This is a genomic window from Xanthomonas sp. WHRI 6108 (assembly GCF_040202385.2).
Taxonomy (GTDB): domain Bacteria; phylum Pseudomonadota; class Gammaproteobacteria; order Xanthomonadales; family Xanthomonadaceae; genus Xanthomonas; species Xanthomonas arboricola.
On record NZ_CP168198.1, the window covers coordinates 3,637,410 to 3,650,359 of the forward strand.

Annotated in this window: 12 protein-coding genes; 9 read left to right on the forward strand and 3 right to left on the reverse strand. The window is 67.2% G+C overall.

Annotation, left to right across the window (positions count from 1 at the left end; translation table 11 throughout):
- Window positions 1–209 precede the first annotated feature (209 nt).
- The 3 genes from ABQ039_RS15285 to gap form a co-directional block, all read right to left on the reverse strand.
- Entirely contained in the window at window positions 210–1,568 is a 1,359-nt protein-coding gene (locus ABQ039_RS15285) for a DUF3999 domain-containing protein (protein WP_184608653.1), read from the reverse strand.
- Window positions 1,565–4,333 (reverse strand): DUF2339 domain-containing protein, encoded by a 2,769-nt coding sequence (locus tag ABQ039_RS15290; protein WP_374057870.1) that lies wholly within the window; start codon window positions 4,331–4,333, stop codon window positions 1,565–1,567. The genes ABQ039_RS15285 and ABQ039_RS15290 overlap by 4 nt, the downstream gene beginning before the upstream one ends.
- 419 nt (window positions 4,334–4,752) lie before the next feature.
- A complete protein-coding gene (gene gap, locus ABQ039_RS15295; RefSeq protein WP_024938165.1) occupies window positions 4,753–5,754 on the reverse strand; it encodes a type I glyceraldehyde-3-phosphate dehydrogenase in 1,002 nt (333 codons plus the stop codon).
- Window positions 5,755–6,264: 510 nt separating this feature from the next.
- Here gap and ABQ039_RS15300 point away from each other — a divergent pair.
- From ABQ039_RS15300 to ABQ039_RS15340, 9 genes are all read left to right on the forward strand, one after another.
- Complete coding sequence (locus ABQ039_RS15300; protein ID WP_102251397.1) at window positions 6,265–6,777, forward strand: SgcJ/EcaC family oxidoreductase; 513 nt, start codon at window positions 6,265–6,267, stop codon at window positions 6,775–6,777.
- Window positions 6,778–7,064: 287 nt separating this feature from the next.
- The gene (locus ABQ039_RS15305; RefSeq protein ID WP_046344068.1) at window positions 7,065–7,688 is read left to right on the forward strand and encodes an OmpW family protein; all 624 of its coding nucleotides are present in this window, start codon (window positions 7,065–7,067) and stop codon (window positions 7,686–7,688) included.
- A gap of 119 nt (window positions 7,689–7,807) precedes the next feature.
- On the forward strand, window positions 7,808–8,422 hold the full coding sequence (locus ABQ039_RS15310) for an OmpW family protein (RefSeq protein ID WP_024938162.1): 615 nt from the start codon (window positions 7,808–7,810) through the stop codon (window positions 8,420–8,422).
- Between the two features lie 89 nt (window positions 8,423–8,511).
- Window positions 8,512–9,327: a S1/P1 nuclease gene (locus ABQ039_RS15315; RefSeq protein ID WP_050570440.1), complete on the forward strand. Its 816-nt coding sequence runs from the start codon at window positions 8,512–8,514 to the stop codon at window positions 9,325–9,327.
- Between the two features lie 13 nt (window positions 9,328–9,340).
- On the forward strand, window positions 9,341–10,165 hold the full coding sequence (locus ABQ039_RS15320) for an MBL fold metallo-hydrolase (protein ID WP_349777957.1): 825 nt from the start codon (window positions 9,341–9,343) through the stop codon (window positions 10,163–10,165).
- 75 nt (window positions 10,166–10,240) lie between these two features.
- A complete protein-coding gene (gene modA / locus ABQ039_RS15325) occupies window positions 10,241–11,017 on the forward strand; it encodes a molybdate ABC transporter substrate-binding protein (RefSeq protein ID WP_047127728.1) in 777 nt (258 codons plus the stop codon).
- 15 nt (window positions 11,018–11,032) lie between these two features.
- Complete coding sequence (gene modB / locus ABQ039_RS15330) at window positions 11,033–11,719, forward strand: molybdate ABC transporter permease subunit (protein ID WP_184551181.1); 687 nt, start codon at window positions 11,033–11,035, stop codon at window positions 11,717–11,719.
- Window positions 11,719–12,333 carry a molybdenum ABC transporter ATP-binding protein gene (gene modC, locus ABQ039_RS15335; RefSeq protein WP_016902262.1) on the forward strand — a complete coding sequence of 205 codons (615 nt, stop codon included), beginning with the start codon at window positions 11,719–11,721 and terminating at the stop codon, window positions 12,331–12,333. Before modB ends, modC begins: the two co-directional genes overlap by 1 nt.
- Before the next feature lie 46 nt (window positions 12,334–12,379).
- Window positions 12,380–12,937 (forward strand): flavin reductase family protein, encoded by a 558-nt coding sequence (locus tag ABQ039_RS15340; RefSeq protein ID WP_104563628.1) that lies wholly within the window; start codon window positions 12,380–12,382, stop codon window positions 12,935–12,937.
- Window positions 12,938–12,950: the final 13 nt, after the last annotated feature.

The following is a 12,950-nucleotide window of genomic DNA, read 5'->3' on the forward strand; positions in this document are numbered from 1 at the left end:
TGGCGCAGCCGTTGCACGCTGGCGTTGCGCCCGCGTGCAGGTCGCGGAGATTGCAGCTTGCCTGCCGCGCATGTCGCTGCCCATACGGCTGGCGATGCGGGGGATGCTCGGTCGAAGACGACGGGCAATGCGGCTGCCTTGGCGACGGGGGATGCCCATTGTCGGACCTTCGCGCCGCAGCGGCAAACCACGGTGGGGCGCGCGGGTCCTCAGGGGCTGCGGTCGGTCGCCGAATTGCGCAGCAGGCTCACTGCGAAACCACCGACCAGCAAGGCGCCGCCGACCAGCAGCGCCCATAGCAACCAGCGCTTCCAGTCGCGTGGTGTGGCGGCCGGCTGCAGCGCGGCATCGCCGGCCAGCGGCTGTGCCTGCGCGGCGATGTTGGCCTGCGCCGGTTGCCATTGCGCTCCGCGTTCGCGGCGCAGTGCCTGCAGCATCGAGGCCAGCGGCGCATCGCCACGTTGCTGCCGCGCGCTGCCGGCGACCACCGCATACGGCGGCTGCCCCTGGGCGAGGAACATCATCCGCTCCGGCTGGTAGCCCACACGCAGCGTTGGCATCGCAGTGCTGCGCCCTTGCGCGGCGAGCAACCGCCACTGACGGTCGCGCACAGGCGCTGACAGCTGTTGCGGCGGCGACGCGGCGGCGGTGCCAGTACCCAGGCGATACGCCAACCATGGCCCGGCACGTTGCAGCCACGGTGCGTCCTCGGCATCGCGGCTTGCCACGGTCCATTCGACCGCCTCGGCCTGACCGCCGCTGACATCGACCTGGGTGATCGGAAAGCGCCCAGGCAAGGCATACACCACTGCCTTGTCCTGCGCAGTGCCCGGCAATTCCAGCCACAGCGATTGCGGCGGCGCCGAGACGCCGTCCAGTTCCGCATCGACCACGCGCAAGGCCGGCAGCTCGCCGGACACCGGCACGATGCGCAGATAGCGCGCGCCCGCGTCCAACGCGATGCGGCGCTGCCGCAGACGCTGCGCCTGGTTGTCCAGCGCCATCACGGTGGTATCTGCGGCGAGCAGGTGCCAGTCGCGCAGATCGTCGCTGCCTTCCACGCGCAGCCGGGCCTGCACCGGCGTGTTGCCGTCCCAGTCCAGCCACAGCGCGCGCGGACGATCGCGCAACGCGCTGGCATCGATCAGCCAGCTGCCACCGGCGCCTGCAACGGCAGCGGTGCCGGTGGCGAAACGGCCTTCCAGCCGACGCACCGCGCCACTGGCATCGCGTTCGGCGATCAGCTGCAGATCGCCGTTGGCAGGCGCCGCACCGGCCGGCAGCGCGAACAAGGGCAGGCGTTGCCGACGCGGCGCGGCAGCCGGCGCGGCATCCACCGGCAAGAGCGCGGCCGGCATCTCCTCGCCACGCGCATCGATCACCGTGACATCGCGCAGCGCCGGGTCATGGGCGGTGCGATAGATCGCCGCATTCAAGCGCAGCTGATACATGCCGGCGTCCGCGCCGGTTACCTGCAGCGGCCACTGTTGACGATAGTCCTGGCGCACATCGGCTGCCTGCGCCAGCAGCGGCACCAACAGCAGCCATCCCCATTGCCTCGATTTCATGCCTGATCCTTGTCCACGCCATCGTCTCCGCCAGCCTGCTCTTCGGCCACCGGCTGGCGCGGCGGCGCCGGTGCCAGATAGCCCACCACGGTGCACAACAGGCCATAGGCCATGAACGAGCCGATGCCGAGCAGATTGCCCAGATGCTGGCGGTCGACCAGCACCAGCTTGGCCAGCACCAGGCCCATCAACAGCGCACCACCCAGCCACAGTCCACGCTGACCGCGCCGCGAGCCGATCACCCAGCCCAGCACGCCCAGCACGCTCCACACGATGGTCAGGCTGGTCTGCGACAGGGTCGCGCCGATCAAGCCGGCATCCCACGCCACGCCACCCCAGTGATGCACGCTGTGCAAGGTGCTGCCGGTGATCAAGGCCCAGCCCGACACGCCCAGCGCAGTCACCCGCCAGCGTTGCACGGCCAACGGCGCCTGCGCAGACCAAGCCCAACGCGCCAGCAAGGCCAGCACCGCCAGTTGCGCCAGCTCGGCCGGATTGAGCACGGGCAGCCATGGCAATGGCGCCGCGCTCACCGGGTCCAGCAGCACGATCAACCAACCGATGCCCAGCACCGCGAACACACAGCCCAGCAAGGCATTGCGTGCCCGATCGAAACCGGCACCCTGCGGCCATGCCAGCCATGGCCAGCGCAACAGCCCCACTGCCGCCACGATCAGCCAGGGCGCGGCCAGCAAGGCGCAACGCCAGCCATTTGCCAGCACGAACGTATCGGCCAGCCAGGACACGCCCAACGACACCACCAGCGGCCACAGCAGCCACCAGATGAACTGTGCGGCCACCGCGCCGGCGCCGTGCTGCCTGCGCAGGCACCACAGCGCGCGCGTGCCGGCCACGGCGAACGCCAGCCAGGCCAGCGCCCCCCAATGTGCGAACGGTTGCGTATGCGCATGGCTCTGCCACAGCGCCAACGGCGCGGCCAGCGCCAGCCCGAACATCGCCGTCCACACCAGCGCCGTTGCCGGGCGACGCCGATGCACCTCGGCTGCCAGCCACACGCTGAGTGCGACAAAGCCCAGCAGCAGATCCGGCTCGCTGCGCAGATCGCCGGCAAAGCGCAAGATCTCGTGCACACCGCACAGCGCCCACCAGCCCAGCCCCCACAGATACGCCACCAGCGCGCGGCGCGGCTGGCCTGCATCGCGCAGGAACCAGGCACTGGCCCAGCCGGCCAATGCAAGCAGCAAGGTACTCATGCAGGTGGCGTTGGCAACGGCCACCGTGTCGTGGCGCCACGCATCCACACCGAAGGCGACCCCGACCGCCGCCAGCAACTGCAACGCCACCCCGCTGAACTGCGGGATGCGACGCTGCTGCCGCAGTCCCAGCCACAGCAAGCCGGCGCCTTCGAGCGCGAAGACGCTGGCAGTAGCGCGCGCCGACAATGCCAGCGGCACCGCCAGGGTCGCAAAACCGACCGCCAGCATCGCGTGCGCCTGACCCAGCAGGCGCGTGGAGGCACGTCGCAGCAACCAGCTGGCCAGGCCCGCGTACAGCGCCGCCACCGCCAGCGCACACAGCGCCAACGGCAGGCGCTCGCCATCCAGCAGGCGCGCCTGCAACGCGAAGGCCACCAGCGGGGTGCCGAACAACAGGCTGCCGTCGATGAGCTTGCCCGCGCTGCCATCGCCACGCCGCGCGTGCAGTACCGGAATCGCCACATACATGGCGAAGAACAACAGCAGGAACGGCTCGGTCGTGGCGAATTTCGCCGGGGCGTATTGCAGCGCACCCCACAGCGTGCCGATGCCGAAGGTGAAGGCGAATCCGAGCAGGTTCAGCACCCGCCACGGACGCGTCCAGGCGATCGCCACGATGCCGGCATTGAGCACCGCGTAGTACGAAAACAGCGCGACATGATTGCCGCTGCCGGTGGACAGCCAGATCGGCGCAAGGAAGCCGGCCAGCACACCCAGCACCGCCAGCGTGCGCGAATCCTGCACCACCGCCAGCACGCACATGCCGGCAATCAGCACCACGCTGATGCCCATCGCAAGACCCGCGCCGAGCAGCCCGTACAGCTTGAACGCGGCGAATACCGTCAGCAGCAAGCCGCCGATGGCGCCGCCCTGCAACGCCAGCGCAAAGCCCGGCCGCTGCAGCCGTTGCTTCCAGCCGAAGACCAGGCCAACCAGCGCCAGCACACTGATGCCGGCCAGCCGCAGCTCGATCGGCATGCGCATCCAGCCCTGGTCGCTGGCGTACTTCAACAGCGACGCCACACCGGCCAGCAACACCAGCATGCCGACCTTGACCGGCACATTGCCCTCGGTGAACCAGCGCTTCGCTGCGCTGGCCACGCGCGCCAGCGGGCCCGGCCCGGAGGGCACGTGCGCTGGCTGCTCGGACTCGGCAGGCGCAGCGATCAGGGGCGGCGCTTGCACTGCGCTGCGCGCCGCCGACGATGCGGGAGCTTCTGCCGGCAATGCTGGCGGCACTGGCAGTGGTGCGGCCGGCGACGGTGTCGGCGCGGCTTGCAGATCTGCTGCGCGCGGCAGCTCAGGCTCACCAGACGCAGACATACCGACGTCGGACGCCGCTTGCAGCTCCCACGCGCCGGCAGGCGATGGCGATGGCGCTGACCTGTGCACCGCCGCCGCGCCCACACCTGCTGCGCCGCTGGCCTGCCATTGCGCAAGCCGCTGTTCCAGCGCATCCACGCGCCGCCGCAGCCCGGCGATCCACACCAGGGCGATCACCAGCCCTACCGGCACCGCAAGCAGCAACAGCACCACCGTCACAATCATCGTTTCCAACGCACAGCCCCTGAGTCGGCATCCGGCCGACGCTAGCGCCATCATGCTACTCGGCACGCCGACGAAAGTCGCAGGCATAACAGACGTAGCGAGTGGTCGTCGGGTGGGTGAAGGCGCCGGGCGGACACGCAGCCGTTTTTGTTGGCCACTCCTGGAGTGGTTGGGCCGAGGACACCGCCTACCGGCGCGCCTGACCAAGTCGTCAGCCGGCACTCCCGCCAGCAGCAACGCCCCCGGATCGTCTGGTCATCGACCGATCGCGCGCACTACATACGCCACGTCGCGTGATCGCGCAGAGGATGCACGGCCCCACTCTATCCATTCCTGCCCGGCGGCACGCTTCAAGGCGCTACAGCACGCATAAAAAAACCCCGGACCAGCCGGGGTTCTTCGACCGAGCGGCGCGAGGTTTACTTCGCGACAACCCGCACCATTTCCAGGCACTTGTTGGAATAGCCCCACTCGTTGTCGTACCAGGACACCAGCTTGACGAAGGTCGAGTCCAGCGCGATGCCGGCGTCGGCGTCGAACACCGAGGTGCAGGTTTCGCCGCGGAAGTCGGTGGCCACGACCTTGTCTTCGGTGTAACCCAGCACGCCCTTCAAGGCGCCTTCGCTCTGCGCCTTCACTTCGGCACAGATCTCGGCGTAGGTGGCCGGCTTTTCCAGTTCGACGGTGAGGTCGACCACCGACACGTCCGAGGTCGGCACGCGGAAGCTCATGCCGGTCAGCTTCTTGTTGAGCTCGGGGATCACCACACCCACGGCCTTGGCGGCACCGGTGGAGGACGGGATGATGTTCTCCAGGATGCCGCGCCCACCGCGCCAATCCTTGTTCGACGGGCCGTCCACGGTCTTCTGCGTCGCCGTGGCCGCGTGCACGGTGGTCATCAGGCCGCGCTTGATGCCCCACTTGTCGTTGATCACCTTGGCCAACGGCGCCAGGCAGTTGGTGGTGCACGAGGCGTTGGAAACGATCGCTTCGCCCTTGTAGGTGTTGTCGTTGACGCCGAACACGAACATCGGCGTGTCGTCCTTGGACGGTGCCGACAGGATCACCTTCTTGGCGCCCGCGTCGAGATGCTTCTGCGCGGTTTCCTTGGTCAGGAACAGACCGGTGGACTCGATCACCACGTCGGCGCCGACTGCATCCCACTTGAGGTTGGCCGGGTCGCGTTCCTGGGTCAGGCGGATCTTGTTGCCGTTGACGATCAGCGTGTTGCCGTCGACCGACACATCGGCCTTGAAGCGGCCATGCACCGAGTCGTACTGCAGCATGTAGGCGAGGTAATCGGGCTCGAGCAGGTCATTGATGGCCACGATCTCGATGTCATTGGCGAAGTTCTGCACCGCAGAGCGCAGCACGTTGCGGCCGATGCGACCGAATCCGTTGATGCCAACCTTGATTGCCATGTTCACTAGCTCCTGCGGCCGCGATGGCGCGGCGGATGGAAAGGGACCGCCATTCTAGCAGCGTCGCACTCGCGCAGCCGTGCTGCGGCCAGCGCTGCGGCATGTGGCGCTAGGACGTTGTGCCTTGGTGCATGCGTGGTGGGGATTGGGGATTGGGGATTGGGGATTGGGGATTGGGGAATCGGGAATCGGGAATCAGAAGGTGGACACGCTGTGTGGGTACCGGCAACCGACAAGGTGATGGGTCCGGCGGTGCCGGAGCGATGAGGTATGGGCTGACGCCTGCCTGACTTGAGAGCACGTGACGATCTGAGGTGCGGCACGGACGCGGCAATCGAAACCACGCCTTATTTTTCGATATATCCAATCTAATTCAATCACTTACTTTTGACGTCGATACGCTGAAAGGCGTATCTAGGCATATGCCGAACAGCAGCATTTCGGCGCTCCGTGGATTTCGATACTGGCCCTGCCTGCTGAGGCACCCATCCATCACAACGGAGATTCCCCATGCGTCGCACCCTTCTCTCTCTGGTTCTGGCCCTTGCCGCCACCCCGGCGCTGGCTGGCGGCGTGATGCACTACACCGACAAGGCCGCGCTGCCCGCCGATGGCGAAGCGCGCGAAGTCGCTGCGCTGTTCGATACCTGGAACGCGGCGCTGGCCACCGGCAACCCGCACAAGGTGGCCGACCTGTACGCGCCGGACGGCGTGTTGCTGCCGACCGTCTCCAACGAAGTGCGCGCCTCGCGTGCGCAGATCGAAAAGTACTTCGAGATGTTCCTGACCAAGAAGCCGCAAGGCGTCGTCAACTACCGCACCGTGCGCGTACTCGATGACGACAGCGCGGTGGATGCCGGTGTCTACACCTTCACGCTGACCGACAAGGACGGCAAGAAGAGCAAGGTGCAGGCGCGCTACACCTTCGTGTATGAAAAGCGCGACGACAAGTGGCTGATCATCAACCACCACAGCTCGGCGATGCCGGAAGTGGATGCGCCCACGCTCGCCAAGGTCAAGTAAGTGCGCCAGCGCTGCAGCCACCGTCTCGCTGCCTGCTCCACCGCGCACCCAGACGGCGGCGCTCCTCCCCCGCCGCCGCCTGCGCCAGGCACGTCGCGTTGCAGACCGGACGCGATGCGCCGGTGCGATCACCGGCATGGCGCAGATCGCTGCTGCCGCTGCCGGTCCCTGCTCGTATCTGCGCATGACCCACAGCGTCCCTGCGCGGATGGATTGATCAGGATCAAGGCATCCAGCGGGCAAACCATCAAGACTTCACCCATCCCCTGCACACAACGAGAGTTTCCATGCGCATGCGCTCTACCCTTCTGCTCGCCGGCCTGGCCGCCGGCTTCGCCAGCGTCCCCGCACTGGCTCAATCCAAAGGCGACTGGACCGTTGCCGTCGGTGCCCACCAGGTCGCTCCCAAGTCCGATAACGGCCGCCTGGTCGGCGGCACGCTGGAGGCGGACGTCGGCAAGGACATCAAACCGACCTTCACCGCCGAATACTTCATCGCCGACAACCTGGGCATCGAAGTACTGGCTGCGCTGCCGTTCGAGCACGACATCGCGCTCCGTGGCCTGGGGCGTGTCGGCAGCACCAAGCATCTGCCGCCGGTGATCTCGCTGCAGTACCACTTCAACAGCCAGGGCAGGCTCTCGCCGTTCGTTGGCGCGGGCATCAACTACACCCGTTTCTTCAGCACCGACACGCGCGGCGCGCTGGCCGGCAGCGAGCTGGAACTGGACGATTCCTGGGGCCTGGCCCTGCACGCGGGCGTGGACTACAAGCTCAGCGACCGCGGCGCGCTGCGGGTAAACCTGCGCTGGATCGACATCGACACCGAAGCGCGCCTCGACGGCAACCGCATCGGCACCGTCAACATCGACCCGCTGGTCTACGGCGTGGCCTACGTGCACCGCTTCTGAGCCCGGCAGCGTGCGCGATGCATCTCTGGCACACTTGGCGCCCAGGGACGTGAATCCACCGCCGGAGTTGCGGACAGGTTGGTCACGTCGACCGCCTGTCCGACCTATCCGGGGATTCCATGAGCATGCTGATCCGTACCGCCCTCGCCATCGCACTGGCCGCCTCGGCCGCGCCCGCCCTTGCACAATCGGCCGGTCACTGGACCACGGGCTACGGCGCCGGCTATGTCTCGCCCAAGTCCGACAGCGGCAGCTTCGGTGGCACGCGTGCCGAGATCAAGGGCGCACCGGCGCTGTCGTTCACCTACGAATACTTCCTGCGCAACAACCTCGGCATCGAGGTGCATGCCGCGGTGTCGGGCAAGCACGATCTGGAGCTCGAGGGCGTCGGCAAGGTGGGCAGCTACTGGTCGGTGCCGCCGAGCGTGCTGTTGCAGTACCACATCAATGGCTACGGCACGGTGTCGCCGTTCGTGGGTGTCGGCATCAACTACACCACGTTTGTCGGTGAGGACGTCGATGACGCCTTCGGCAATGGCGACCTGAGCTTCGACGACTCGGTGGGCGCCACCGCGCATGTCGGTGTGGACTTCATCTTCAACGATCGCAGCGGCCTGCGGGTGGACGCGCGCTGGACGAATTCGCGCAGCAACGTCGACTTCAATGGCAGCCGGCTGGGCAAGGCGCGGATCGACCCGCTGACCTATGGCGTGTCGTACCTGGTGTACTTCTGAGCATGCCGCAGACGCCACGCTGAGCCGTGGCTGTGCTTCGCCCGGGGACGGCCATCAAACCGTCCCGGACCGATGCGTACAATTGCCGGATGAAGACCTTCTCTCCTCGCATCCTCCTTCTTGCCGCAACCGTGGTCGCGGCCCTCCAGCCCATCAGCGCCTTCGCCTGGGGGCCGCAAGGCCACCGCCTGGTGGCGCGCATTGCCGAGACCGAACTGAGCCCGCAGGCGCAAGCGCAGGTGGCGCAATTGCTCAAGGGCGAAACCAACCCGACATTGGCCGGTGTCGCCAGCTGGGCCGACGAGCTGCGCGAGCACGACCCGGAGCTGGGCAAGCGCTCCGGGCCCTGGCATTACGTCAATCTTGGCGAGCATGACTGCACGTATGCGCCGCCGCGCGACTGCCCGGACGGCAACTGCGTGATCGCCGCGCTCGACCGGCAGACCGCGCTGCTTGCCGACCGCAGCCAGCCGCTGGACGTGCGCCGGCAGGCCCTGAAGTTCGTGGTGCATTTTGTCGGCGACATCCATCAGCCGATGCATGCCGGCTACGCACACGACAAAGGCGGCAATGAATTCCAGCTGCAGGTCGCCGGCAAGGGCAGCAACCTGCATGCGCTGTGGGACAGCGGCATGCTCAACGACCGCCATCTTGATGACGATGCGTATCTGCAACGCCTGCTGGCGTTGCCGGCGACCGCTGCGACATCGCCGGTGCTGCCACCGCCGGCTGCGGCATGGGCGCAGGCCTCCTGCAAGATCGCGGTCACGCCCGGCGTCTATCCGAGCAAGCACGTATTGCCGGACGACTACATCGCGACCTATCGTCCGCTTGCCGAGACCCAATTGCGCGAGGCCGGCGACCGACTGGCCGCCGTGCTCAATGCGGCGCTGGCCGCGCCCTGAGATGGAGACGCCGATGCAGCCCGAGGTGCTTGCGTTCTTTCACGCCGACAGCAACACCTTCACCTATGTGGTCGCCGACGCGGCGACCGGCGCGGCAGCGGTGATCGATCCGGCGCTGGACTATGCGGCCGACACCAGCCAGGTCGGCACGCGCGCCGCGCAAGCCATCGTCGATGCCGTCACCCACCACGGCTGGCAGGTGCAGTGGCTGCTGGAAACCCATGCGCATGCCGATCACCTGTCTGCCGCGCAGTGGCTGAAGCAGCACTGGCCACAGGCACGCATCGGCATCGGTGACGGCATCCGCGATGTGCAGCAGACGCTTGCGCCACGTTGTGCGTTACCGGACGACTTCCGTGCCGACGGCTCGCAGTTCGATCACCTGTTCGCCGATGACGAGCGCTTCGAGCTTGGCACTCTGCAGGTACGTGTCATTGCGGTGCCCGGGCATACCAGCGACAGCATCGCGTACCTGATCGGCGATGCGCTGTTCCCCGGCGATTCGTTGTTCATGCCGGACGCCGGCACCGCACGCTGCGATTTCCCCGGCGGCGATGCACGGCAACTGTTCGCCTCGATCCAGCGCATGTACGCGCTGCCGGCGAACACGCGCGTGTTCGTCTGCCACGACTACGGCCCGGGCGGTCGTGAGGTGGCGTACCAGACCAGCATCGACGAGCAGCGGCGCAGCAATATCCACGTGCGCGACGGCGTGGAGATCGAGGCATTCGTGGCGCAGCGCCAGGCCCGCGATGCCACGCTGCCCGAGCCCAGGCTGATCCGGCAGGCATTGCAGACCAATCTGCAGGCCGGCCGCTGCGACGGCGTGCTTGGCTGACGCGCCAGCGTCGCCACCACGCGGCGCATGATGCACAGCCGCTATGATCGCTGCCTGACCTTGCTGGAGCTTCCCATGCGCACGATCGGTTTTTGGCAGCGCGCGTTCTGCGTGCTGATGCTTGCCCTGCCCGTCCTGGCCACTGCGCAGACCGCGCCGGTGACGGTGTTTGCTGCAGCAAGCCTGAAGGAATCCATGGACGAGGCCGCGGCCGCTTACGAAAAGGCGACCGGCACGCCGGTGCGCGTCTCCTACGCCGCCAGCTCAGCACTGGCGCGCCAGATCGAGCAAGGCGCACCGGCGGACGTGTTCTTTTCGGCCGACCTGGAATGGATGGACTATCTGCAGCAACGCGGCCTGGTCGTGCCGGCGCAGCGTCACAACCTGCTCGGCAATACCCTGGTGTTGATCGCCCCGGCCACCAGCAAGCTGCGCGTGGATCCGCGCCAGCCCGGCGCGATTGCCAAGGCGCTCGGTGACAGCGGTCGGTTGGCGGTTGGCCAGACCAACAGCGTGCCGGCCGGCAAGTATGCCGCCGCAGCGCTGCGCAAACTCGGTCAGTGGGATGGAGTAAGCAATCGCCTGGCCGAGTCGGAAAGCGTGCGCGCCGCATTGATGCTGGTCTCGCGCGGCGAAGCGCCGCTGGGCATCGTGTACGGCTCGGATGCACGCGCCGAACCCAAGGTCCGCGTGGTCGCCACCTTTCCCGCCGATAGCCACGATGCCATCGTGTATCCGGTGGCTGCGTTGAAGAACAGCAGCAATGCCGGCACGGCCGCGTTCGTGCAATGGCTGGGCAGCAAGCCGGCCAGGGCGATCTTCGTTCGCCGTGGCTTTTCGTTGCAGGATTGAGGCGCGCCGTTGTCGATGTTCACCCCGCAGGAGCTGACCGCGATCGGCCTGAGTCTCAAGGTCGCCATCGTTGCGGCCATCGCCAGCCTGCCGCCGGGCATCGCCTGCGGCTGGCTGCTGGCGCGGCGGCGCTTTCCGGGCAAGGCGCTGCTGGACGCCCTGCTGCATCTGCCGCTGGTGATGCCGCCGGTGGTGACCGGCTACGCGCTGCTGGTGGTGCTGGGCACGCAGGGGCCGGTTGGCAGCTGGTTGCTGGAACACCTCGGCATCCAGTTCGCGTTCCGCTGGACCGGCGCGGCGCTGGCATGCGCGGTGATGGGATTCCCGCTGATGGTGCGCGCGATCCGCCTGTCCATCGAAGCGACCGACCGCCGTCTTGAAGCAGCCGCCGCCACGCTCGGTGCGGGTCCGTGGCGGGTGTTCTTCAGCATTACCTTGCCGCTGGCCTGGCCGGGGCTGGTCGCCGGCATGGTGCTGGCGTTCGCCAAGGCCTTGGGCGAATTCGGCGCCACCATCACCTTCGTGTCCAATATTCCTGGCGAAACCCAGACCTTGTCGTCGGCCATCTACGGGCTGATGCAGGTGCCGGGCATGGAATCGGGCGTGTGGCGGCTGGCCTGCGTTGCGCTGGCGATCTCGCTGGCGGCGCTGCTGCTGTCCGAGTGGCTGGTGCGCAGGCCGCATCCGCGCGAGGACGGCTGATGCTCGATATCGACCTGCAGCTGCAGCGCGGCAACTTCCAGCGGCATCTCCACATCCAGGACCAGGCGCGGGTGGTGGCCCTGGTCGGTCCTTCCGGTGCGGGCAAGACCACGGTGCTCAATGCCATCGCCGGGCTGGTGCAGCCGCAGGCCGGGCATATCCGCATCGACGGGCGCTGCCTGTACGACGCCCGGCAAGGCATCAACCTGCCCACGCACAAGCGCAGGATCGGCTATGTGTTCCAGGATGCGCGGCTGTTCCCGCATCTGGATGTGCGCCGCAATCTGCGTTACGGCCGGCATGCGCGCGGCACGGCGCCATTCGGTTTCGACGACGTGGTGGCGCTGTTGGGGATTGGGCCGTTACTGCAACGCCGGCCGCGCAATCTGTCTGGGGGCGAAGCGCAGCGCGTGGCGATCGGCCGCGCCTTGTTGTCGCAGCCGGCGATCCTGTTGTTCGACGAGCCCTTGTCGGCACTGGATCAGGCGCGCCGCGAAGAACTGATTCCCTACCTGCAACGCGTGCGCGACGAGATCCGTCTGCCGATGCTGTATGTCAGCCACAATCCCGACGAAGTGCAGCGCATCGCCGATAGCGTGCATGTGCTGGAATGAGCGCATCGGCACCGGTGATCACCGCATTCAACCAGCTGGCGTGTCCATGAAACAGTATCGAAAACATGCATTCCCGGTGGAGCAGGCGCGCCGCTTCCTGGAACCGGGGCCGGTGGTGCTGGTCAGCTCGGCCCACAAGGGCCAGCGCGACATCATGACCATGGGCTGGCATATGGTGTTGGAGTTTTCGCCCTCGCTGATCGCGTGCTGCATCGCCCCCGGTAACCACAGTTTCGAACTGGTCCGGCGCAGCAAGCAATGCGTGATCAACCTGCCGACGGCCGAACTGCTCGACACCGTGATCGGCATCGGCAACAGCAGCGGTGCACAGATCGACAAGTTCGACCACTTCGGGCTGACTGCCGTGCCCGGCCAACGGGTCGCAGCGCCGGCCATTGCCGAGTGCTACGCCAGTTTCGAATGCCACCTGCACGACGGCCGGCAGATCAACCGCCACGCGCTCTTTGTCTGGGAAGTGGTGAGCGCGCAGGTGGCCAAGCGGCCTGCGCTTCCCAGGACGGTGCACTACCGCGGCGATGGCCGCTTCATGCTGTCCGGCGACGAAGTCTCGCGGCGGCGCCTGTTTGCCTCCGACATGCTCTGATCGCCGCGATGCG